Annotated in this window: 18 protein-coding genes; 8 read left to right on the top strand and 10 right to left on the bottom strand. The window is 58.2% G+C overall.

The genetic code is table 11. From position 1 onward, the window contains the following. Window positions 1–16: 16 nt before the first annotated feature. The 5 genes from ACW17M_RS18245 to ACW17M_RS18265 all read right to left on the bottom strand — a co-directional run bounded on the left by ACW17M_RS18245 (window position 17) and on the right by ACW17M_RS18265 (window position 5099). Window positions 17–781: an SDR family oxidoreductase gene (locus ACW17M_RS18245; RefSeq protein WP_027958178.1), complete on the bottom strand. Its 765-nt coding sequence runs from the start codon at window positions 779–781 to the stop codon at window positions 17–19. Between the two features lie 74 nt (window positions 782–855). Next, window positions 856–1686, bottom strand: a complete 831-nt coding sequence (locus tag ACW17M_RS18250) for a carbohydrate ABC transporter permease (protein ID WP_027958179.1) — start codon at window positions 1684–1686, stop codon at window positions 856–858. Next, entirely contained in the window at window positions 1683–2579 is an 897-nt protein-coding gene (locus ACW17M_RS18255) for a carbohydrate ABC transporter permease (protein WP_051430635.1), read from the bottom strand. Before ACW17M_RS18255 ends, ACW17M_RS18250 begins: the two co-directional genes overlap by 4 nt. Before the next feature lie 3 nt (window positions 2580–2582). Further along, window positions 2583–4016, bottom strand: coding sequence for an ABC transporter substrate-binding protein (locus ACW17M_RS18260; RefSeq protein WP_457547913.1), 1434 nt, complete (start codon window positions 4014–4016; stop codon window positions 2583–2585). A 36-nt stretch (window positions 4017–4052) separates the two neighbouring features. Continuing rightward, window positions 4053–5099, bottom strand: a complete 1047-nt coding sequence (locus ACW17M_RS18265; protein WP_027958182.1) for an NAD(P)-dependent alcohol dehydrogenase — start codon at window positions 5097–5099, stop codon at window positions 4053–4055. A 347-nt stretch (window positions 5100–5446) separates the two neighbouring features. Between ACW17M_RS18265 and ACW17M_RS18270 the strand changes: the two genes are divergently transcribed. The 4 genes from ACW17M_RS18270 to ACW17M_RS18285 all read left to right on the top strand — a co-directional run bounded on the left by ACW17M_RS18270 (window position 5447) and on the right by ACW17M_RS18285 (window position 11252). Beyond that, window positions 5447–6352, top strand: coding sequence for a helix-turn-helix domain-containing protein (locus ACW17M_RS18270; protein ID WP_027958183.1), 906 nt, complete (start codon window positions 5447–5449; stop codon window positions 6350–6352). A gap of 119 nt (window positions 6353–6471) precedes the next feature. Next, window positions 6472–8163 (top strand): VRR-NUC domain-containing protein, encoded by a 1692-nt coding sequence (locus ACW17M_RS18275; protein ID WP_457547914.1) that lies wholly within the window; start codon window positions 6472–6474, stop codon window positions 8161–8163. Next, entirely contained in the window at window positions 8160–10448 is a 2289-nt protein-coding gene (locus ACW17M_RS18280) for an ATP-dependent DNA helicase (protein ID WP_457547915.1), read from the top strand. The genes ACW17M_RS18275 and ACW17M_RS18280 overlap by 4 nt, the downstream gene beginning before the upstream one ends. Window positions 10449–10469: 21 nt before the next feature. Beyond that, window positions 10470–11252, top strand: coding sequence for a sulfite exporter TauE/SafE family protein (locus ACW17M_RS18285; RefSeq protein WP_027958186.1), 783 nt, complete (start codon window positions 10470–10472; stop codon window positions 11250–11252). A 10-nt stretch (window positions 11253–11262) separates the two neighbouring features. On the opposite strand, the gene ACW17M_RS18290 is transcribed toward ACW17M_RS18285, so the two are convergent. From ACW17M_RS18290 to ACW17M_RS18305, 4 genes are all read right to left on the bottom strand, one after another. Further along, complete coding sequence (locus ACW17M_RS18290; protein ID WP_027958187.1) at window positions 11263–12477, bottom strand: MFS transporter; 1215 nt, start codon at window positions 12475–12477, stop codon at window positions 11263–11265. A 103-nt stretch (window positions 12478–12580) separates the two neighbouring features. Beyond that, a complete protein-coding gene (locus tag ACW17M_RS18295) occupies window positions 12581–13723 on the bottom strand; it encodes a mandelate racemase/muconate lactonizing enzyme family protein (RefSeq protein WP_027958188.1) in 1143 nt (380 codons plus the stop codon). Further along, on the bottom strand, window positions 13720–14919 hold the full coding sequence (locus ACW17M_RS18300) for an iron-containing alcohol dehydrogenase (protein ID WP_027958189.1): 1200 nt from the start codon (window positions 14917–14919) through the stop codon (window positions 13720–13722). Before ACW17M_RS18300 ends, ACW17M_RS18295 begins: the two co-directional genes overlap by 4 nt. A gap of 5 nt (window positions 14920–14924) precedes the next feature. Then, entirely contained in the window at window positions 14925–16418 is a 1494-nt protein-coding gene (locus ACW17M_RS18305) for an aldehyde dehydrogenase (protein ID WP_027958190.1), read from the bottom strand. A gap of 183 nt (window positions 16419–16601) precedes the next feature. Between ACW17M_RS18305 and ACW17M_RS18310 the strand changes: the two genes are divergently transcribed. Then, window positions 16602–17507 carry a LysR substrate-binding domain-containing protein gene (locus ACW17M_RS18310; RefSeq protein ID WP_457547916.1) on the top strand — a complete coding sequence of 302 codons (906 nt, stop codon included), beginning with the start codon at window positions 16602–16604 and terminating at the stop codon, window positions 17505–17507. A 26-nt stretch (window positions 17508–17533) separates the two neighbouring features. Here ACW17M_RS18310 and ACW17M_RS18315 read toward each other — a convergent pair whose 3' ends face one another. After that, window positions 17534–18445, bottom strand: a complete 912-nt coding sequence (locus tag ACW17M_RS18315; protein WP_035539365.1) for a LysR substrate-binding domain-containing protein — start codon at window positions 18443–18445, stop codon at window positions 17534–17536. Between the two features lie 101 nt (window positions 18446–18546). On the opposite strand from ACW17M_RS18315, the gene ACW17M_RS18320 reads away from it, so the two are divergent. The 3 genes from ACW17M_RS18320 to ACW17M_RS18330 all read left to right on the top strand — a co-directional run bounded on the left by ACW17M_RS18320 (window position 18547) and on the right by ACW17M_RS18330 (window position 21718). Beyond that, entirely contained in the window at window positions 18547–19437 is an 891-nt protein-coding gene (locus ACW17M_RS18320) for a HalD/BesD family halogenase (RefSeq protein WP_027958193.1), read from the top strand. A gap of 37 nt (window positions 19438–19474) precedes the next feature. Beyond that, a complete protein-coding gene (locus ACW17M_RS18325; protein ID WP_457547917.1) occupies window positions 19475–20728 on the top strand; it encodes a M24 family metallopeptidase in 1254 nt (417 codons plus the stop codon). A gap of 120 nt (window positions 20729–20848) precedes the next feature. Then, on the top strand, window positions 20849–21718 hold the full coding sequence (locus ACW17M_RS18330; protein ID WP_027958195.1) for a glycine betaine ABC transporter substrate-binding protein: 870 nt from the start codon (window positions 20849–20851) through the stop codon (window positions 21716–21718). The last annotated feature ends 93 nt before the right edge of the window (window positions 21719–21811 follow it).

A 21811-nucleotide genomic window follows, 5' to 3' on the forward strand; every position in this document is an offset into this window, starting at 1 on the left:
GATACTCGAATTGTGGTTACCAGAGGGTGTAACCGCCATCCACCACGACGATGGAGCCGGTCATGAAACTCGATGCATTACTGGCCATGTAGACGATGGTGGGGCCGAGCTCTTCGGGAGTGGCGGCGCGCTGCATGGGCGCGTCGTCGATCCAGCGTGGCTTGAATCTGGGGTCGTCGACCGGCGCCATGCTGGTCTTGACGTAGCCGGGAGCCAGCGCGTTGACGCGAATGCCGTAGGGGGCCCACTCCGCGGCTAGCGACTTGGTCAGTTGATGCACCGCGGCCTTGGAGGCGTTGTAGGCGGGCTGCATCTGTGGGCGGTTGACGATCATCGCCGAGATCGAGCCAATGTTGATGATCACGCCGCCGCGCGACTGCATCCGCCGTCCGGCGGCCTGGGCGCAGTACCAGAGCCCGTGGACGTTGATATTGAAGATGTCCTGCCAGCGCTCCGGGGTGACATCCAGCGCCGGCGCGTGCTGGCAGGCGCCGGCGTTGTTGAGGAAGATATCGACCGGGCCGAGGGTGGCCTCGACCTCGTCGAGCAGGGTGTCAGCCGCTTCGGGTTGGGTAATGTCGACTTCCACCGCCATGGCGCGATGCCCGGCGTCCTGCAGGGCCTTGACTACTTCCAGGCTGCGCGCGTGCCCCCGGGCGGCGATGGCGACCTGGGCACCGGCCTCGGCCAGCGCATGGGCGAATGCCTCACCGAGCCCGCCATTGCCGCCGGTGACGATGGCGACCTTGCCGCTGAGATCGAACTGTGACATCACGTTCATGGTTTTCTCCCTGTTTTTATTGTAGAGCCGTTATTGTCGGGGCCTTTACCGTAGATCCGTTGTCTTAGGGCCAGTCATTTCACCGCGCCCAGGGTCAGCCCTTGGACCAGCCAGCGCTTGACCAGCAGTCCGGCGATCGCCATTGGGCAGACCACGATGGTACCGATCGCCAGCAGCTTGCCCCAATCGATGCCGGTCTGGGTCAGCAACTGCGCCGCGGCAATGGGAATGGTCTGCGTGCTGGGCCCGGAAAACGTTTGGGCGAAGGCGTAATCGTTCCAGGCGAAGATGAAGCACAGGATAGCGGTGGTCACCAGCCCAGGGGTCATCAGTGGCAGCACGACGTAGCGGAACGCCTGGAGCTTGGTGGCACCGTCGATCATCGCCGCTTCCTCCAGGTCAGGTGGCAGGTCGTCGAAGAATGCGGTCATCAGCCAGATGGCGAAGGGCAGGTTGAAACTCAGGTAGGCGACGATCAGGCCGGCGTGGGTGTCGAGTAGGTAGAGGTAACGGAACAGCAGGTACAGCGGCACGATAACTGCGGCGATCGGCGCCATACGGGTGCTGATGATCCAGAAGGCCAGATGCTGCTTGCCCTTGATTCTTATCCGCGACAGCCCGAAGCCGGCCATACAGCCGAGCACTACGGCGATCAGCGTCGAGACCCCAGCGATGAACAGGCTGTTGAGCAGGTAAGGCCAGAGGCTGTTGCCGCTGCTGAACAACGAGGTGTAATGCTCCAGGGTAGGGGTAAAGAAGACTCGCGGCGTACCGGCGGTGATGATGTCGTTCGACTTGAAAGAGGACAGCACCATCCAGATAATCGGTATCAGCGTCCATAACAGCAGGAGCGTTAACAGAGCGATTTTTAACGTGTGGGGCAGCCAGCGTTTGGAGGTATTCATGAACTCGTCTCCTGGCGTTTGAGCAGTTTCGTAAACGCTGTAGCCACCATGATCGAGAACACCAGCATGGTGATGCCCACGGCGGCGGCATAGCCCAGATCAAAAAAACGAAAGGCGATGTCGTAGAGCCTAATGGGGATGATCTTGGTGGAATCCGCGGGCCCGCCGTTGGTGGTGATGAAGATGATCGCGAAGAAGCGAATCGCGTCCATGGCGCGGATGAGCAGCGCCACCAGCAGGATATTGGAGATAGACGGCAGGATAATATAGAGAAGTTTCTGGCCGTACTTGGCGCCGTCCATCTCGGCCGCTTCCAGGGTGTCCTCGGGTACTGAAGCAAGCCCCGCCAGGACGATCAGCGCGACCAGCGGCGTCCATTCCCAGACATCCATGAGGATGACTGCGACCATCGCGGAGCCTACGCTGCCCAGGATGTTGCCGTCGAACAGACCGCTTTCATTGAGCAGCCAGGCATACAGGCCATGACTGGGGTCGAGCATGAAACGCCCCAGTAGCCCGACGATCACCGGGGCGATGAACATCGGGATCAACAGCAGCGAGATGATGATGTTGCTGCCCCGCGTTAGGCTATAAACCAGCAGCGCCATCACGGTGCCGATGACCATTTCCAGGCCCACCGTGGCCAGGAAATAGACCAGGCTGATCAGCCAACTGGAGCGGATGTCCGGGTCCGTGAACACCCGCTGCCAGTTATCGAGGCCCGAGAACTCGAAGGCCAGCCCGCCCATCAGGCTGACGTCGTTGAAGCTCATCCAGATGATCGAGAAGAACGGGACCAGCGTGATCAGGGCGAGCAGAAAAAGCGCTGGCGACATCATCGCCAGCTCGAATCCCTGTCGCCGCGCCGAGGGTTTTCCGGTCGTCAGCGCCATGGGTTACGCCCCAACGATGCGATCGATGCGCTGCTTGGCGCTCTGCATGGTTTCCTCGGGGGACATTTGCCCCGCCAACATCTTGGAAAGCTCGGTGAAGATGACCGTGTCGACCTCGTTCCACTGGGCGATCTTGGGCCTCAGACCGATGTGGTCGTCCTGCCAGGCGGTCAGCATGGTGTCCGCCGTGAGCATGTTGGGCATGTCGGTGGGTGGGGTGCTGGCGGCCTTGACCTCAGGCATGTCGTAAACCGACTGGCGTGTCGGTGTGCCGCCACCGACCTCGCTTCTCAGCCCCATCAGTTGTGTCTGTGGTGAGGTCGCCCAGACCAGGAATAGCCAGGCCGCTTTCTGCTTTTCGGCCGAGGCGTTGGCGTTAATGCCGATCCCGGTGCCGCCCCACAGGTTGGCGCTGCGTGCTGGCCCCTTGGGCAGCGGGGCGTAGCCGATTTTGCCTTGTAGCTGAGAGCTTTCCAGCGAGCCGGCGAACTCGTGCCACTCTGGCATCATCGCAAATTCGCCGTTCTGGAATGCGTTGGCGACACCAGTCCAATCCCAACTGGTGCTGCCGGGGTGGGCGACCTTGAGCAGCTTCTGATAGAAGCGCGCGGCTTCCAGCGCGGGCTCGCTGGTCAGTTGGCAGGCGCCAGGGGAGTCGGTGCCGAGTAGGCCGACCTGCTGGCCGTTGGCAAAGTAATCGCCGCCGTAGGCGAACAGCACGTTGGAGAAGTCGCACATCAGCGAATCGTACTGCTGAGCCTGATGACCGGTTCCGTACTGAACCTCGCTGGCGTTGCCGTTACTGAACCACTCGGCGATCTGGTAGTACTGCTCCCAGGTGGTGCTGTCCGAGGGGGTCGGGTCGAAGCCGAGATCCTGTTGCATCTGGTCGTGGTATTTTTCGAACAGGTCACGCCGGTAGATCCAGATCATCGTCGGGCAGTCGTAGGGCAGGGTGTACAGGCTTTCACTGTCTTTGAAACGGCCCGCGGCGGCCAGTTGCGAGGGGATGAAGTCCTCGATGCCCTGGGGCACGACCAACTGCTGGTCGTCGTTGATGAAGGTATTGAGATCCACTAGGCCACGATGATATGGCGCGAGTACTTGGTAAGGATCAGCATAGATCACATCGAAGGCGCTGCGCCCAGCGCCGAAGTCCAACACAACTTTCTGTACCAAGGCACCCAACTGCATTTCGGTGATGTTGACAGTGATGCCGGTGAGTTCCTGGAAAGACGCCAGGTTGGCGGCGATGGCGGTGGTCGGCGGCGTGTTCTCGGAGATGAATTGGATGGTGGTGCCACTGGCTTGCTTCCAGGCCTCATCGCTGGCCATGCCTTGGGCCAGGGCCGTGCGCAGTGGGCCTGCGCCCATCAACGACAGGCTGGCGAGTCCACCCATTCCTTTTAATATGTCGCGACGCTTGAACTGGGTCATTGTTGTTTTCCTCTCTTGGGTTCAGGTCTGGCGGGGTTAGGTATCAAGCGTGATCTGCAGCTTGACATCATTGGGCCGTGCGCTTGCGGCACGCTCGAACGCATCGATACTGTGTTCGAAATCAAAGGTCTCGGTAATCAATGGTTTGAGGTCTACCTTACCCGAAGCGATCAGGTCGATCGCCCGGTCGTAAACGTTGGCGTAGCGGAACACTGTCTCTATGTGCAGTTCCTTGGCTTGCGCCGACACGATATCGAAGGTGACCGGCTCGACAGGCATACCAACCAGCACGATCGTGCCGGCAGGTCGGGCGCAGGCCAAGATGTCGTCGTAGACTTTGGGGCTACCACTGGCCTCGAATACCACATCGACACCCCACTCGTGGCCGCAACACCTGTCGACGGCTTCTCGCAAGGAGTGCCGCGAAACATTGACAGTCGTGATGCCCTTATAACGAGCCGCGATTGCCAGCTTTTCCTCAACCAAGTCGGAGACCAGCACCTCGCTGGCGCCGCCCGCAAGCGCGGCCAGGGCAACCATCAGGCCGATCGGCCCTGCGCCGGTCACGACGCAGATATCGCCTGGCTGCATGCGCGCTTTAATGACCGCCTGCATGCCGATCGCGAACGGCTCAATCATGGCGCCTTCGGCAAAGGACACCGAATCGGGAAGTGCGAAGGTGAATGCTGCTGGGTGGATGACTTCGGGCGTCAGACAACCGTGCACGGGTGGCGTGGCCCAAAACCTTACGCTCGGGTCGACGTTGTAGACGCCTAGTTTGGCGGCGCGCGAGCTGGGGTTGGGTATACCAGGCTCCATGCACACCCGATCGCCCACATGAAGATGGCTTACGTTTCGGCCGACGTCAGTCACTACACCGGATGCTTCATGGCCGAGTACCATTGGCTCACGGACTACAAAGGGGCCGATCTGGCCGTGGGTATAGTAATGCACGTCGCTACCGCAGATGCCGACGGTATGGATGCGCACGCGAACGTCCTCCGGGCCGAGCTGGTCAGGGAGCTCGATCTCTCGTAACGACAGCTCGCGTTTCTTCTCCAGCACCAGAGCTTTTGCTTTCATGACGCTATTCTCGAATTGTATTTAAAGGGGCGAGAACCGGCCTTTTTTTGGTCTAGTTAACCTCGCTTCAGGCTTGAAACAAATCTACGCGCCATGTGGAAAAAACCGCTAGGCTATAATTTGCTTGGGACTGATACTTTTTTGCAGGCTTTCTTAGCGTGGTAGGTAATGGTCTGTTTTAAATGGCACTTTCCATAATGCCTGGGCGGTGCTGTTGGAAAGACGCAAGACTTTTTGTGACCAAAGTATAAAAGGCCAACGGCTCACTTTAATTCAGGATAGTAAGAGATCAGGCATGGGCGTCTTATCCAGACATCGCTGATAGCTGAAAGAGGCACTGATAAACTATGATTACTTCGCATCTCAACGATACTCCTCTTGGTGCGCCTGTTTTCGAGTGCATCAGTCAGGATCCGAAATTTAGTTTCTACTGGCACAGCCATGATTTCCCCGCCCCTATTGCCCGCTGGAATTACCATCCCGAATATGAGTTACATCTCATCCGTTATTCGGCAGGGCATTATTTTGTAGGGGATTATATTGGCCGCTTCGAACCCGGTAATTTAGTGCTGGTGGGACCGAATATTCCGCACGCCTGGTTTAGCGAGCTCGATGACGTGCAACCGGTGATCAAGGGCCGTGACGTTGTCCTCCAGTTCAAGGGCGAGTGGCTGGAACACATGATGGCGCTCTGCCCGGAGCTCAACTGCCTGTCGACACTCATCGAGGACTCGGCCTTGGGAGTGGAGTTCAAGGGGGAAGAAGCGGCACGCTGTGCCGAACTGCTCATCAGGATGGGCGAGCAGGATAATGCTGGCAGGCTACTGACCATGTTGACCATTCTGCGCAGGCTCTCGCAAAGCGAATACCATACCCTGGCCGGTCGAGAGTACGGCCTGGATGCCAAGGGCGCCTCTTCCGAGCAGGTCGATGCCATACTGCTCTATATCCACGACCACTTTCATGAAGGGCTGCGCATGTCGACAATGGCTGAGAATAACGGCATGACGCCTTCCACCTTTTCGCGTTTTTTTAAGCATGCCACCGGCGACACCTTCGTTGCCTTTCTCAGGAGGATCCGCATTGGTCATGCCTGTCGGCTGTTGCTTGAAGGTAAGCAGTCCATCGCCGATATATGTTTCGAGGTTGGTTATAACAACCTCTCCAATTTCAACCGTCACTTTCGTGAGCTAAAGGGCATGACGCCACGCCAGTACCAGCAGAACACGGCTGACCTTGTGCCGAAGGAATGACAGTAACGAGTTATTAAGCTTGAGTAGTCAGAGCTTGCAGACTGGCAACTGACATAGTGCTGCTTAATCTCCATGACGGCGAGACTGTCAAAATAGCATCGCACTGATACAATGGATAAATGAACAGTGCTTTCGCGACACCTACCGCCTCCCTTGATGACCCCTTCTATTACTTAACGAACTTCCGCTTCGTTTTGGCCTGGGTGGGGGAGCGCCACGCTGATCTGCTCGCGGCAGACGAGCTCGCTTTTCTTGAACAGTTTGAGAGCTTACCGCAAGCCTCCCAAGCGCTGCTGGTGCGCATGGTGATGCGCAAGGGCGAGCTGTTTCGGCTCAGCAAATTAAGCTACGCCGAGGTGGGCGACAGTGCCAGCGCCATGGCGCCCTTGATGTCGCTAGGTTGGGTCGATAGTGAATCGGTGCTTAGCGTTGATGAGCTGTTTAACCAGCTACGCTTGGCCGAACTGCGCCAGGCGTTGGTAGCGGAGATACGCGCTGCCGGGCTGAGCGCCTCAAGCGCTAAAACCGTGCTCTACGACACGCTGGCGAGCCAGCTCAATGAACCCAAGCGGTTATGCCAGTGGTGGCCCGAGGCAAACGATCCAGTTCTGCGGCTAACAGTCATGGAAACCTGCGACCGCCTGCGCCTGATGTTCTTTGGCAACCTGCGCCAGGACTGGGCCGAGTTCGTGTTAACCGAGCTTGGCCTCCAGCGTTTTGAAAGTGTGCCCTTCACGCCAGAGTCCCGCGCTTTCCAGTCGCGCCATGAAGTGGATACGTATTTAGCGCTCCATCGTCTGCGCCAACGTCTGGACGACGGCGAGCTGCCCGCCGATCTATTCCCTGAAGTGCCACCGCCTGCGGATAACCGCTGGCTGGCCACACGGCGCGCGCGGTTACTGCTCCAGTTGGGCCGAGTAGCAGAGCGTAGCGGAGACGCAGCGCTAGCGATGACGCTGTATAGCGAGTCCGCCAGTAGTGAGGCGCGCGTTCGGCAGCTACGTGTGTTGGAGCGCCAAGGGGAACACCCTGCGGCCTTTGAGCTGGCGACCCAAGCGCTTAATAGTTCCCCCAACGAAACCGAGCACCAGGCGCTGGCGCGGATTCTGCCCCGTTTGCGGCGGCGGCTTAAGTTGCCTGCTGAGCCGAGCGACCCCGAACCCACTCATGAGCGCTGGGACTTATCATTGCCTGGGCCGCAGTGGGTCGAACGCGCCGTGGTCGAGGCACTCAGCGAGCCTGGGGCGCCGATCTACTACGTGGAAAATGCGCTGCTGACCGGGCTGTTTGGTCTGCTCTGCTGGCCAGCGATTTTCGCTCCATTGCCAGGGGCCTTCTTCCATCCTTTCCACAATGGCCCGGCGGATTTATACCGCGACGATTTTGTAGCGCGGCGGCGAGACACCTTTCATGCCTGCCTGGCGCACCTGGAAGACGGCAGCTACCAAAAGGTGATTCGGGCGACTTGGCGGGAGAAACACGGCCTGGCGTCTCCCTTTGTGCACTGGGCGATTGTCGATGAACCGCTGGTTGAGCTGGCGTTGACGTGCATTCCCGCCGTGCACCTACGCTTGTGCTTTGAGCGGCTGCTGGGGGATCTGAAAGCCAACCGGGCCGGACTGCCGGATTTAATTCAATTTATGCCCGGTGCGCCCGTTGGCGAGCCGCGCTATCGGATGATTGAGGTCAAAGGCCCCGGCGATCGGCTGCAGGATAACCAACGCCGCTGGCTTACGTTTTTTCACCGCCATGCCATGCCCGTGGCGGTGTGTTACGTGAGCTGGTCGACTGGCGACGAGCCTGAACCATGAGCGCGACCTATCGCGTGGCGGTGCGCGCGCTGTGCGATTTTACCGCTCGGGAGGGTGACCTCGATCACCGCTTTACCCCGGCGCCCAGTGCGCGCGAAGGGATGGAAGGGCATACGCTAGTGACCAGCCGCCGGGGAGAAGACTATCTCGCTGAACTGCCCCTGTCGGGCAAGTTTGAAGGGCTGATAGTTATCGGCCGCGCCGATGGTTTCGACCCCACGGCCAACCGCCTGGAGGAGATCAAAACCCACCGTGGCAGCCTGGAGCGCATGGCGGATAATCAGCGCGCCCTCCACTGGGCGCAGGTAAAAGTCTACGGCGCGCTGCTGTGTGCTGAGCGTGCGCTGGAACAGATTACCTTGACGTTGGTTTATCTGGATATTGCCAGCGGCAAAGAGACCCTGATCAGCCGGGAAGCCACTGCCGATGAACTCCAGGCGTTCTTTACCGAGCAGTGCCAACGCTTCCTCGCTTGGGCAGAACAGGAGGCCGTTCACCGTCAGGATCGCGATAGTGGCCTGCAGACCCTGCGCTTTCCCCATGCTGCGTTTCGCCCCGGCCAGCGCGAACTCGCTGAAGATGTTTACAAAGCTGCCAGCACCGGGCGCTGCCTGCTCGCTCAGGCGCCCACCGGTATTGGTAAAACCATGGGCACGCTGTTTCCGATGCTTTCGGCCATGCCCCGCCAGCAGCTTGATAGAATCGCCTTTCTGACCATGAAAACCCCCGGCCGCCGTTTGGCGCTGGATGCCCTGGCTACACTGCGCACTAGTGATGAAACACTTCCTCTGCGGGTGCTGGAACTGGTGGCGCGGGAGAAAGCCTGCGAATACCCAGATCGCGCCTGCCACGGCGAGTCGTGCCCACTGGCCGCCGGCTTTTACGATCGCCTGCCTGCAGCACGCCAAGCGGCGGTGGATCAGGGATGGCTGGATCGCGACGCGTTGCGCGAAGTGGCGTTGGCCCACGATGTTTGCCCCTATTATCTCGGCCAGGAGCTGGCGCGCTGGGCGGATGTGATCGTCGGTGACGTCAATCACTGGTTCGATAGCCACGCCCTGCTGCACGGTTTGGCCCAGGCCAACGATTGGCGAACGGGCGTGCTGGTCGACGAAGCGCATAATCTGATTGAGCGCGCCCGCGGCATGTACAGCGCCGAGCTCGATCAGCAGCGTTTCAACCGGGTTCGCCGTGCTGCGCCCAAAGCGCTCTCCCGGCCCCTGGGTCGTTTGGCCCGCCAATGGCAAGCGGTGATTAAAGAAGCAGGGCTGGAAGAGGAGGGCGACCCCAGGAAACCGGCCTACCGGCTGCTTACGGTATTGCCCGACAAGCTAGTCACCGCTGCCCAACAGGTGGGCGCCGCCATCACTGACCACCTGGGTGAGCACCCCGAAGATGCCAGCCTGGAACTACAGGAATTGTTATTTGAAGCGCTGGCATTCTGCCGCCTGGCGGAGCGCTTTGGTGAGCACTCCCTGTGTGATCTTACCCGCTATGGGCGCGGTCAGGCGGTGTTGGGGTTACGCAATCTGATACCCGCCGATTTTCTGGCCGCACGGTTTAACGCGGCCCACTCAGTGGTGCTGTTTTCGGCGACGTTAAACCCTGCCCACTACTACCGGGATCTGCTGGGCTTGCAGGAAAACACGGTATGGCGGGAAGTGGCATCGCCCTTTACTGCGTGTCAGTTGGAGGTGCGTATACGCACGGATATCTCCACGCGTTTTCGGGATCGGGACGCCTCTATCGATCCTATCGTCGCGGCCATGGCGCAGCAGTATCAGCGCAAATCAGGCCACTATTTAGCGTTCTTCAGCAGCTTTGCCTACCTGGAGGCAGCGCTGGCGCGGTTTTGCGAGGCGCACCCGGAAGTACCCGTTTTCAGCCAAACCCGCGGGATGCCGGAAGCGCAGCGCGAGGAATTTCTGGCGCGCTTTGCACCCGGCGGAGAAGGCATCGGCTTTGCGGTGTTGGGCGGTGCCTTTGCAGAAGGCATCGACCTGCCCGGCGACCGATTGATCGGAGCCTTTATCGCCACCTTGGGACTACCGCCGTTTAACGACTTTAACGAAGCGCTTAAAGCACGACTAACCGCCCGCTTCGGCCAAGGTGACGACTATACCTACCGCATTCCCGGCATGATCAAAGTGGTGCAGGCCGCAGGTCGCGTTATTCGCAGTCCAGAAGATCAAGGGGTTGTGGTATTAATGGATGATCGTTTTGCCCAGGCCAGCGTACGTGCGCTATTGCCACGCTGGTGGACGCTGGGAGATATCCACCCCTAACTTAGGATCCTAACGCGAACCATGACAGATCTACTCTGGTACCAGTATGCGCTGATCGGGCTAATTTTTGCCTGGAGCGGTTTTGTGCGAACCAGCCTGGGCTTTGGCGGTGCCGTGCTGGCACTGCCTTTCCTGCTTTTGGTCGTCAACGAGCCACTGGTATTTTTGCCGATTATTGCCATTCACCTGCTGATTTTCTCCAGTTGGATCGCCTGGAGTGGGCATCGCCAGCTGCAGCAAGCGGGCGTGGGCACCACATCGCCAGAGAGTAATATCGATTGGGGTTATTTAACCAAAGCCTTGAAAATCATGATCATCCCCAAGCTGATTGGGGTAGTGGGGCTGTTAACGCTGCCCGCACAAGTCATGACCAGTATCATTTTCGGCATTGTGATCATCTATGCCATTGGCTATGTATTGAATAAGCCGTTCAAAAGCAAGAACAAGTACGTGGACTACGTGCTGCTGGCGCTTGGTGGGTATGTCAGCGGTACGTCGCTGATTGGCGCGCCGTTGATTGTGGCGGTATTCGCCACTCACGTCGCCAAAGAGCAACTGCGGGATACCATGTTTGTGCTGTGGTTTATCCTGGTGATGATCAAGATGGTCTCGTTCCTGATTGCAGGCGTGGATCTTCAGTTAATTCACCAGCTGTGGCTGCTGCCCTGTGCCTTTATCGGCCATTTGGTGGGCGAGAAAGCCCATCGCTATATGCTCAAAGCGAACACCGGGCTGTTCTTTCGTGTGCTGGGCGCGGTGCTGATTCTTGTCAGTGTCGTGGGGTTGGTTCACCCGCCCGCGTAAGTGCTGATGCTCAAAGCTGGCTGTCGGCCTTTAGCGTCGTCTTGCCTAGAATGATCAGGACAACGGCCAGCAGGCCGCACACGACTGCCATGCCGGTAAACACGTTACGCAACGACTCCAGCCAGATCACCGCCGGGGCGACCACCACCGGGGAGATAAACTGGCCGAAAAAGAAGGTCGAGGTAAAACCGCCAAACACCCGACCACGCACCCGTTGAGGAGTGATCCGCATCAGCCACGTGGTGGTATTGGGCATAAAGGCGCCAAGGCCAAAACCGGAGATCGCCGCACCCACGATGGCCATGGCGTAACTCTGGGTGAAGCCCACCACCAAAAAACCGGCGGCCGCCAGGAAAAAACCGAGCACATAGATGGTCATCACCGACAGGAACGGCTTGTAGTAACCATAGCAAAACGCCACGATGCTGGCCGTCAGGGCTGCCATCGAGAGCGCCACGCCGATCGCTACGCCGCTGACTTGACCCTGCTGGGAAAGCAGAAAGGGCAGCTGCGCGGGAAACATATAAAACATGGTCATGCTGATCATGGCGATCAGGTAAGCAAGACAGGTACGCCCGTAGTCCACCGTTACCGGCGCATCGCTTGTATCGCGGCTGGCACCATCACTGGATTGAGGCTCTTGGAGAATCGCCCAGGCATAGGGAAGCAGCAGCACACCGGTCATATAGAGTAAAAACGGGCCGCGCCAACTCCAGTCGGAAAGTAGCCCGCCCAGGTTAATAAAGATTACCCCGCCCAGCGCCATGCAGCTGCTTTGCAGCCCCAAAAAACGGGCGCGTTCGGAGCTGTCAAAATAATCCCCCACCAGCGTGGTACTGATACTGAGAATACCGGCTACCGCAATCCCCATCAGTGCACGGGAGCTTAATAGCAGATCCACGCGATCAATGAAAAAGCCCGCGCCCCCCGCAAAACCGTAGATGCCCAGCATCATCAGCAGCAATTTCTTGCGCCCAAACCGGTCAGCAAGATAGCCCATCAGTGGACTGAACAGCGTAATCATCAGCGCAGGCAGGGTCAGAATCAGCTGGATCACTACCTGGGGCTGGTCGGGAAAATGGCGGCTGATGCCCGGCAGTGCAGGCGCGATGATTGCCCCCGACATCACGGTCATAGTGCTGGCAAACAGTAGTACGGCCTTAATATGCGTTAATTGGCTAATAGTCTTGTCCATACCAAGAGAAGGAGGGAGAGTGAAAAGCATAAACGCATATCGTAGCATGTTTGTTAGCATGCTAGTTTGTTTTGCACTCTTTCACTGGGCTCTTTTTTGACTAGCTTTGCACAGTCACAAACGGTAATGATGGCTATTGCCAAGTTGCTTGGTCAGCGCGGGTGGCCGCCAGGCGTGCTTCATCAAGCGTGATGCCCAGGCCAGGCTCATCAGAGAGCGTCAGCCAGCCCTCGGCGTCGGGTTTGATAGCGGTCGTCAGCGGAAAGTCGCGTACCTCAGGTGTCCATTCCGGTGGGTCGAAGGGGTACTCCAGATAAGGGCAGCCAACTGGGCCAACCGCTCCTGCGGTGAGATGCAGATTGGCGGCAAGGCCGATGCCATTGCCCCAGGTATGCGGCGTGAACCACTTGCCTGCTGTGGTGACCTCTTTCGCCAGTCTGGATAAGCCGAGAAGGCCGATGGAGCACACGGCGTCCGGTTGGTAAACGTCAAGACACTGCTGTCGCAGCATTTCGCGGAATTCATAGGGTTCGCGGGTCATCTCGCCACCGGCGATTTTCAGTCGCTCGCCGGTCAGGTCGTTGAGGGCGCGCATGCCGGGGTAGTCGCCGCGATAGAGCGGCTCCTCCATCCAGAGCACATTATGGCGAATCAACTCCTCAGCCACCTCGCTTGCCTTGGCCAAATCCCAGGGTGCCTGGGTATCCCACGGCATCCGCCAGCCCTGGTTGCAGTCGACCATCAGATCCAATTCTTGTCCCACGGCATCACGCACAGCGGCGAGTACGGCCAGATCATCATCGAGCCGGTGACGACCGAAGCGTAGTTTCATGGCGGGGATGCCCGCGTCGCGAATCTGCTCGGCGAGGGCGACGACCTGCTCGGTAGGGCGATGAGTGCCGCTGGAGGCGTACGCCTTCAGGCGTGACGAGGTGCCGCCCAATAATTGCCATAACGGTTGGGCCTTGATCTTGCCGATCAAGTCCCAGAGGGCAACTTCCAATGGCCAGCAGCGCCCGGCATGAAAACCGATGTTGTCAATGACTGCACTGTGGCGTTCGATGACTAAGGGGTCTTGCCCAAGGAATAGCGACCGGAAGTCGCTGAAACCATACATGGCATCACCCGAGCCGATGCCCTCACGGCCTTCGCTGTCGATCACGCGAACGATGGTAGCCGGAAACTTGCGCCTGGGTTGGCTATCCCAGGCCGCCGGGAAAGGTGGATCCAGTTCGCATTGGTGCTGGCTGATCTCGATGCGCTCGATTACGTTCATGCGCTGACCTCGCTGTTTTGGGTGGCAAGCTCGGCGATGCGACGTGCGAACACGGTCACCGTGGCTTCAGCGAGCCATTGCCAGTCATCGCCAGTTGGCCGGCGAGCAGCATTGCGGGCCATAGGCGCGTTCTCTTCTTTTTGCATGGTCGAGGCTAGCGCTTCAGCGTTTAACGTCAGCTCAGCAAAGGGGGCAAGAGCTTGATTGAAATCGGCCTGATCAGCGAGCTCACGGAATAGTCTGGGCAATTCTTGGGCTTTGCTGCCGGCTTTCAGGGCATGGGCTGCTGGCGTGAAGCGTGCTTCATTACCTGTCACTGACCAAGCCAATGACGCTTCCAGAGCCAGCGTCACGGCAACACCGTGCGGTAAGTGGTAACAGCTACCCAGGGCATGACCGATGTTGTGTGCGATGCCGGTGCCACCATTATCGATGGCCTGGCCCGCTAGGCAAGCAGCCTCCTGCATGCGCTGGCGGGCCTCCAGATCATGCGGAGTAGCCACTGCAATGGGCAGCGTCTCGCCTACTTGGCGGATGGCCTGCAGCGCCGGGGCCTCAATAAACGCGTGTCGCCCCTGGCCGGTAGTGGCCTCCAGCGCGTGGACGAAGGCATCCAGGCCGGTGGTGGCGGTGAGTGGTGCGGGCAGGTTACGCGTTAATGCCGGGTCGAGGAGGACGGCGTCGGGTAACAGCTCGTCGCCCCAGGCCCAAAGCTTGCGTCCCTGTGTATCGGTGAGAATCGAAGTGCGCGTAACTTCGGAGCCGGTACCTGAGGTAGTTGGCACCATCACGGCCGGTACACGCCCTGCCCAAGGGTTCATGGCCAGCAGGTAGTTCTCCATGTCACCAGGGCTTTCTGCTAGGGCTGCGACCAGCTTGGCGATGTCTAACGCGGTGCCGCCGCCCAGCCCTATTACCAAGGGGCGACCGGTCAGGGCACGTACCGCCGCCGCGGCCGCATCGGCGCTAGCCACGCTGGGTTCGCCTGCCGGTGCCAGGAAGGTATCTACCTCGGCATCAACAGCCAGATCGTCGACCAGTGCATCGACCAAACCGGTCGCGGCAAGGCCCTGGTCACTGATGACCATATAACGGCTGGCTCCCAGGCGGCGGCGAAGCTCGGGTAGCTGCTTAAGACTGTCAGGCCCCGCTATGATCGGTGTCTGACGTCCGGTGTGAAAATGGTTCAGGGACATGGTGCTCAAATCTCGATCCAGGTGGTCTTGAGTTCTGTGTACTTATCAAAGGCATGAAGCGATTTGTCGCGACCCTGGCCGGATTGCTTATAGCCACCAAAGGGTGCATTGATCGATGTGTGGTCGTAACAGTTAACCCAAACGGTGCCCGCTCGAAGGGCGCGGGCGGCGCGGTGGCCGTCGCGTAGTCGATCAGTCCAGATCGCCGCGCCTAGGCCATAGTCAGTGTCATTGGCGATGGTCAACGCCTCATCCAGATCGTCCACGGTAATCACAACCAGGATGGGCCCGAATATCTCCTCGCGGGCCACACGCATATTATTGGTAACATCGTCGAGCACCGCCGGGGTCAGGTAGTACCCTCCGCTTTCGCAGCGTACCTGCTCGCCGCCGAACAAGAGTTTCGCCCCTTCGCGCTGGCCCTGTTCAAGATATCCCTGCACCTTTTCCATATGCGCCTGTTCAATCATCGCCCCCATCTGTACGGCTGGGTCGAGTGGGTCACCGGGCTGTAGTGCCTCGGCCCAATCGCGGAGTTTGGCAAGCAGCGTTTCCTTGACGGTTCGATCGACAATCAAGCGGGTTCCCGCGTGGCAGGTCTCGCCCTGGTTGTACCAGACACCATAGGCGACCGACATGGCGATGGTGTCTAGGTCTTCCACATCGCGAGTGACGATGTGGGGGCTCTTGCCACCGCACTCCAGACCGATACGCTTCATATTGGAGTGCGCGGAATACTCAAGAAAGGCTTTCCCGACCTCAGTGGAGCCGGTAAAACCGACAGCGTCGACGCCAACATGCAGACCCAATGCCTTGCCAGCGATGTGGCCCAGGCCTGTGACCACCTGGAAGGCGCCAGCGGGAATGCCAGCCCCTTGAGCAAGCTCGGCCACCTTGAGCGTTGCCAGGCTAGACTGCTCAGCGGGCTTGAGTATCACCGAGTTGCCTGCGCCCAGTGCCGGGCCAATCTTCCAGCTTGCGATAATCAACGGGTAGTTCCAGGGCACCACGGCGGCGACCACACCCACCGGCTCACGGTCTACCAGGCAGACGCTGCTTGACCCGTTAGGTGCCGTCTCACCGTAAAGTTTGTCGAGTGACTCGGCATACCAGCGCAGCCCCCCGACCAAGCCGGGCACATCCACGGTTGTGGTCTGGCCAATTGGCTTGCCGGTTTCCAAGGTCTCAAGTAACGCAATATCGTCGAGCTGTGCCTCAATGGCATCCGCCCAGGCGAGCATGCGCGATTTGCGCTCAGTAGGCGGCAAGTCTCGCCATTCACCACTTTCGAAGCTGCGGCGAGCACTAGAGACGGCGAGGTCGACGTCGGCAGCGTCGCAAGCCGCCACATCGGTGAGCACTTGACCAGTGGCAGGATTCTCTGCGGAAAAGGTAGCGCCGCTACGAGCGGGGACGAATTGTCCGTCGATATAGGCCAGTTGTGGCAGTGGGAGCGTACTCGCACGTTTCTGCCAGTCGGCGTGGGAACGGTTCGTCATTAAATAACCTCGGCGGTGAGTTGGCATGTCGTCGTGATACTAGGCGCTCAGGTGTGACCCCACAAACGAGGAAAGTGAACCGGGGGTATTCCAATAACTCATGCAAGTCTGGTATTCATTCGGCGTTTACTGACATCATCTGCTTAGTTTCTGCGAAAAAATCACTCAATGAGGACTCGGCGCATGTCACGCACATTACCCCCACTCAATTCTCTCAAGGCCTTCGAGGCCGCCGCCGAGTGTGCGAGTTTTACCCTGGCGGCGCAGCGGCTCTGTGTGACCCAGAGCGCGGTCAGCCGTCAAGTAAAGTTACTGGAAGAGCAGTTGGGGGTGGCGCTTTTTCAACGCGGTTCGGGCCACCTCCGATTGACCGACGCGGGGCGGCGGTTGCAACCAGTGCTGCGTCAGTCCTTTGATCGTATTGCCTGGACCGTAAGAGGGCTGCAAGAGCCGGATGCTGTCCCCCACCTGCGCCTGAATGCGCCACCTACCTTTGCCAACCGATGGTTGATCCCGCGGCTGGGGCGCTTGAAATCATTGCACCCGCATCTGGAGCTGTCCCTGACAACGCGTGCCGATGACGACCTTGTGGGAGACGAAAACCTGGATGCAGCGATTCGTTTCGGCACCGGTGAATGGTCGAATGCCGAGCTGGTGCACTTGATGCAAGAAAGTCATATCGCCGTCTGCGCACCCAAGCTCAGAGGGTCTATGCGTCGTGATGCGCTCGACCTCAATCACCAGGTGCTGCTCCATGTCCTTTGGGGGGAGGATCGCTTTCATACCTGGGATCACTGGCTGTCAGCGGCTGGTATCGAAGGCGTGAAGACCAGCGGTGGTATCGCGTTTGATCTACTGGAATTGGCGATTCATGCTGCCGTCAACGCGGTAGGCGTGACCATCGCTGACCGGCACATGGTTACGCGTGAGCTGGATAGAGGGGAGCTCGTATCATGGCTTGATGTCGAGGTTACCGGGCATCGCTCTTACTGGTTGGCAACCCGGCCGCATCAAGTGGAGTCGGCCAACCTCAAGCTTTTCCGCCAATGGCTGGCGCAGGAGATCGAGGATCCTCCTGTAGGTTTATAAGCCGTGACGGGCAGGTGACTGCAGGGCTATGAAGCGTCGTAGAGGCTGTTATTGGAGAGAAGCTGTTCACGCAGTAGGTCGACGAGCGTATCACCCGCGGGATGCTGGAAGCTCGGCGATTTTCGAACCGCCAGCTCGGCAGGTGGCAACGCTGGGAACCCTTCCGCTTCATCAAGGATGCGCCAGTTCTCTGGCATGGCGCGTCGGTCAGTGACCGTAACAGCCTTGCCCTGATTGACGGCAACGCGAAGCCCGGTGGGGCTTTGGGTCGTATACTCTAGCGACCATTGTCTGCCCAGGCGCGTAAGGGCTTCCAGGGCGCGTTCTCGATAAGGGCAGTGGTCAGGGAAAAGCGCCAATGCGAGCGGTGCATTGGGGGCGACACAATAATCTTGATGCGCTGCCCAAACCACTTCCTCATGGCCCATTGATACCCCATGCCGTTGGCTCTTGTGTTGAATGGTCAGTACGAGATCCAGTTCTCCCGCTTCCAAAGACTCGATGAGCTCACTCGACATGCGGCAATGAATATGCGGTCGAATGCGAGGATGTAGCTCGGCAAGGCGCGCCAATAGTGCCGGTAGCCAGGCTTCGGCATAATTTTCTGGTAGGCCGAAACGAATTACTCCGTCGTGGTCGCCGTGTCCGAGCACGCTTAGCGCCTCGCGTTGCAATTGCAACAGGCGGCGGGCGTAGACCAGAAACGTTTCACCATCCTGGGTCAGTGTCAGTTGGCGGCTCGTGCGCTGCAATAGACGCGTGCCGAGCCGCTCTTCCAGGGTGCGTATGCGCAGGCTAATTGTCGACTGGGTCTTATGGAGTTGGTTAGCGGCGGCAGTGAATCCATTGTTATCCACGACGGCAACGAAAGCACTCAGCAGTTCGTTGTCGAGCGACGGCGTGCGGGGCGAACTATCGGTATAGCCGATGGAATCCATCACAAGGAATTGTTTCCTCAATAGAGCTGGTTTATCCACTATGCCTCCAGATACACCGAGGTGCCAAGCCCGGTTCATATTTCTTTCTGGAGGATAATCCAATGCTGAATGCTGATCAGTTGGCGGATGCTGAGCGCCTAGATTTGTCTGCCTTCGTCGATACCCAGCGCTATCCACTCGATGAGCCCGATAGCCCGTCGCTTGTTGAGGTCATTGAGTCTGCACGGCGTGATCTTGACCGTGAGGGCTGTGCGGTGCTTCGGGGCTTTCTGCATCCGACCGTGCTTGAGCAAGCGCGGACAGAGAGTGCGCACATGGCCGAGAAAAGCTTCTTCAACACGCGCCAGGTCAACGCCTATTTTACGGCTGATGACCCCTCGCTACCGGATGATGATCCACGTCGGATATTCATGACACGCACCAGCGGTTTCGTCACCCGGGACATGATCACGGCGGATAGCCTGATTCATAGACTCTATGTCTCCAGGGCAATGAAGTCGCTGGTGGCACGCTGTCTTGGCGAAGAGCAAATTTATGAGTATGCCGACCCTTTCGCTGGCCTCGTGCTCAACGTACTGCCCGATGGTACTCAGCAGCCGTGGCACTACGACACCAACGAATTCATCGTCACCATGATGACGCAGCAGCCCGAAGCGGGCGGCGTTTTCGAGTATTGCCCGGGTATTCGTACACCGCAGGACGAAAACTATGCCGGTGTCAGCGCAGTGATTCGTGAGGATGACTCAACACCGATAAAGCGTCTGGATCTGCGTCCGGGTGATCTACAGCTTTTCAAAGGGCGCTTTAGTCTGCACCGCGTCTCGGAGGTGCAAGGTGATACGCCACGGCTGACGGCCATTTTCGCCTATTCGCAGCAGCCCGGCGTGGTCGGCAAGCTGGAGCGCACACGTCAACTGTACGGGCGTGTCGCTGAGCAGCATATCCAGGCAGAAGCCCGCTATGCCGAGCGTACTGACGGACTGATCGACTAAGCACGCATCCCTATATTTTCCATGAAGAGGAGAGACCATGAAGATGGATCTCGATACCCTCGGCATTCTTCCGCCGACCCATGCGCCTAGCGATTGCGAGCCGACGCACGCCGAGATTGAACAGGTACTGCTCGACCGTCTTGGCCGTGTTCGGCATGAGCTCGTCAAACGTGACCTGGCCGCGGTCGTGCTATTCGATCCGGCACACGTACGTTATGCCACAGGCTCGCGCAACATGCAGGTCTACAGCTCGCGCAACCCGGTGCGCTATGCATTCGTCCCGGCCGAAGGGTCAGTGGTGTTGTTCGAGTTTTCCGGCTGCGAGCACCTGGCCAAGCACCTGCCTACGGTGGATGAGATTCGCCCGGCGAAGGCAATTTCCTATTACTTCAATGAGAAGAACACCGAGTCGGTGACCCGCGCCTGGGCGGACGAGATCATCGACCTCGTTCGTCAATGTGGCGGCGGCAAGCGTATCGGCATCGAAAGCGCCACGCCGGAAGCGGCATTCATGCTGCAGAGGAGCGGCTTAGAGGTATTGGATGCACAGGCGCCACTGGAGTTGGCACGCGCCATCAAGGTACCCAATGAGATCAAGATGATCCGTTCGTCGCTGCGTGCGGTAGAAGAGGGTGTGCATAAGCTCGAAATGGCGATCAAGCCGGGCATGAGCGAGAACGCTGTGTGGTCACGGCTGCACCAGCACATCATCGAAACTGATGCTGACTTTGTTGAGACACGCTTGATGAACTCGGGGCCGCGCACCAATCCATGGTTCCAGGAGTGTTCAGACCGAATCATCCAAGATGGCGAACTGGTGGCGCTAGATACCGACGTGGTAGGACGCTACGGGTATTATGCCGACTTCTCCCGCACTTTTCTGTGTGGCGATGGCCAGCCAAGCCAGGCACAGAAGGATCTCTACGCCATGGCTTACGAACAAATCCGTACCAATATGCAAAACATCCGGCCCGGTATCAGTTTTAAGGAATACGCCGAGCGTGCCTGGCAATTGCCAGAAGCCTACAAGGCGCGCCGTTACTTCGCTTTGGCGCATGGCGTTGGCATGAATGGCGAGTATCCCTACATCGTTCATCGTGAGGATATCGACGACAAGGGCTACGACGGAATTATTGAGCCGGGAATGACGCTTTGTGTGGAGAGCTTTATCGGCCACGAAAAGGGTGGTGAGGGCGTCAAGTTGGAGGAGCAACTCTACGTACGCGACGACGGAAAAGTGGAGTTACTGTCCGATTATCCCTTCGATTCCAGGTTGCTGGAATATACCTAGTGAAATGGTACTACATTCTTTTTTCTCATGATGGCTATTCAGTAATGTCGATCGTTATTCGGTAATAACCTGCTACGATTGACTTTTTAGCATGGCTAAATTATTAGAAGGGAGCTTAATATGAATAAAATCTCATCATCGTTCTTGGTGGTAGGGCTGCTCGCAACGACAACTGCCGTTCAGGCGGACAATCACAAGTCATTGGTGATCGGTACCAATAATTGGGCCGAAAACATTGCAGTTGCCAACATGTGGAAGATCATCCTTGAAGAAGAGCATGGCTACGACATTGAACTTTCCGATGTCGGCAAGAGTGTGCTTTACAGTGGTCTGGCCAACGAGGATTTCGATCTCTCCCTGGAGATCTGGTTACCTACCACTGATGCCTCTTTCCTTGAGCCCCACAAGGATGCGATTGACGTGCACGATGTTTGGTACGAAGGTACTGGGCTGGGCCTGGTGGTGCCGGGCTACGTGGATATCGACACCATCCCTGAGCTTGGCGAAAACGCCGAGGCTTATGAGTACCAGGGTAGCCCGGCTATTCTTGGTATTGACTCAGGTTCGGCAATTGCAGGCTCTACCGACGATGCGATAGACGTGTACGAATTGCCACTTAAGCAAATCAATAGCTCTGGGCCGGCGATGATGGCGGCGCTAGATGATGCTTATCAGCGCGAAGAGCCGATCGTCGTGACACTGTGGAGCCCGCATTGGGCCTTTGCTGAGTACGACCTCAAATATCTGGAAGATCCTGAGGGCGTTTATGGCGAAAGTGACGATATTCACTGGTTCTCGCGCAAAGGTTTCGGTGACGATGATCCCTGGCTAACGTCCGTGCTCAATGATTGGTACATGGACGACGATACATTGGGCGGCCTGATGGCCGAAATCGAGCAAGCCGGTGACCCAGTAGAAGGTGCCCAGATTTGGATCGATGAGAATCGTGACTTGATTGATGGGTGGATAGCGGCTGGTGACGACGAATAATACTTTATTGACTACCTGAGTCAGCATGCTGAGCTATTTATCAGTGCGCTTGAGATTTGAATTCAAACATATTTAGCAGTCGTTAGTTTTGAC

The organism is Vreelandella sp. 2A-K22, from assembly GCF_054065485.1.

What these genes read in the sequence shown, in the direction of transcription:
- ACW17M_RS18315 (WP_035539365.1), bottom strand. Translation starts at nt 18,445, where the DNA reads ATGGATTCCATCGGCTATACCGATAGTTCGCCCCGCACGCCGTCGCTC.
- ACW17M_RS18250 (WP_027958179.1), bottom strand. Translation starts at nt 1,686, where the DNA reads ATGAATACCTCCAAACGCTGGCTGCCCCACACGTTAAAAATCGCTCTG.
- ACW17M_RS18280 (WP_457547915.1), top strand. Translation starts at nt 8,160, where the DNA reads ATGAGCGCGACCTATCGCGTGGCGGTGCGCGCGCTGTGCGATTTTACC.
- ACW17M_RS18275 (WP_457547914.1), top strand. Translation starts at nt 6,472, where the DNA reads ATGAACAGTGCTTTCGCGACACCTACCGCCTCCCTTGATGACCCCTTC.
- ACW17M_RS18260 (WP_457547913.1), bottom strand. Translation starts at nt 4,016, where the DNA reads ATGACCCAGTTCAAGCGTCGCGACATATTAAAAGGAATGGGTGGACTC.
- ACW17M_RS18245 (WP_027958178.1), bottom strand. Translation starts at nt 781, where the DNA reads ATGAACGTGATGTCACAGTTCGATCTCAGCGGCAAGGTCGCCATCGTC.
- ACW17M_RS18310 (WP_457547916.1), top strand. Translation starts at nt 16,602, where the DNA reads ATGTCACGCACATTACCCCCACTCAATTCTCTCAAGGCCTTCGAGGCC.
- ACW17M_RS18300 (WP_027958189.1), bottom strand. Translation starts at nt 14,919, where the DNA reads ATGTCCCTGAACCATTTTCACACCGGACGTCAGACACCGATCATAGCG.
- ACW17M_RS18330 (WP_027958195.1), top strand. Translation starts at nt 20,849, where the DNA reads ATGAATAAAATCTCATCATCGTTCTTGGTGGTAGGGCTGCTCGCAACG.
- ACW17M_RS18255 (WP_051430635.1), bottom strand. Translation starts at nt 2,579, where the DNA reads ATGGCGCTGACGACCGGAAAACCCTCGGCGCGGCGACAGGGATTCGAG.
- ACW17M_RS18320 (WP_027958193.1), top strand. Translation starts at nt 18,547, where the DNA reads ATGCTGAATGCTGATCAGTTGGCGGATGCTGAGCGCCTAGATTTGTCT.
- ACW17M_RS18295 (WP_027958188.1), bottom strand. Translation starts at nt 13,723, where the DNA reads ATGAACGTAATCGAGCGCATCGAGATCAGCCAGCACCAATGCGAACTG.
- ACW17M_RS18290 (WP_027958187.1), bottom strand. Translation starts at nt 12,477, where the DNA reads ATGCTTTTCACTCTCCCTCCTTCTCTTGGTATGGACAAGACTATTAGC.
- ACW17M_RS18270 (WP_027958183.1), top strand. Translation starts at nt 5,447, where the DNA reads ATGATTACTTCGCATCTCAACGATACTCCTCTTGGTGCGCCTGTTTTC.
- ACW17M_RS18325 (WP_457547917.1), top strand. Translation starts at nt 19,475, where the DNA reads ATGAAGATGGATCTCGATACCCTCGGCATTCTTCCGCCGACCCATGCG.
- ACW17M_RS18285 (WP_027958186.1), top strand. Translation starts at nt 10,470, where the DNA reads ATGACAGATCTACTCTGGTACCAGTATGCGCTGATCGGGCTAATTTTT.
- ACW17M_RS18305 (WP_027958190.1), bottom strand. Translation starts at nt 16,418, where the DNA reads ATGACGAACCGTTCCCACGCCGACTGGCAGAAACGTGCGAGTACGCTC.
- ACW17M_RS18265 (WP_027958182.1), bottom strand. Translation starts at nt 5,099, where the DNA reads ATGAAAGCAAAAGCTCTGGTGCTGGAGAAGAAACGCGAGCTGTCGTTA.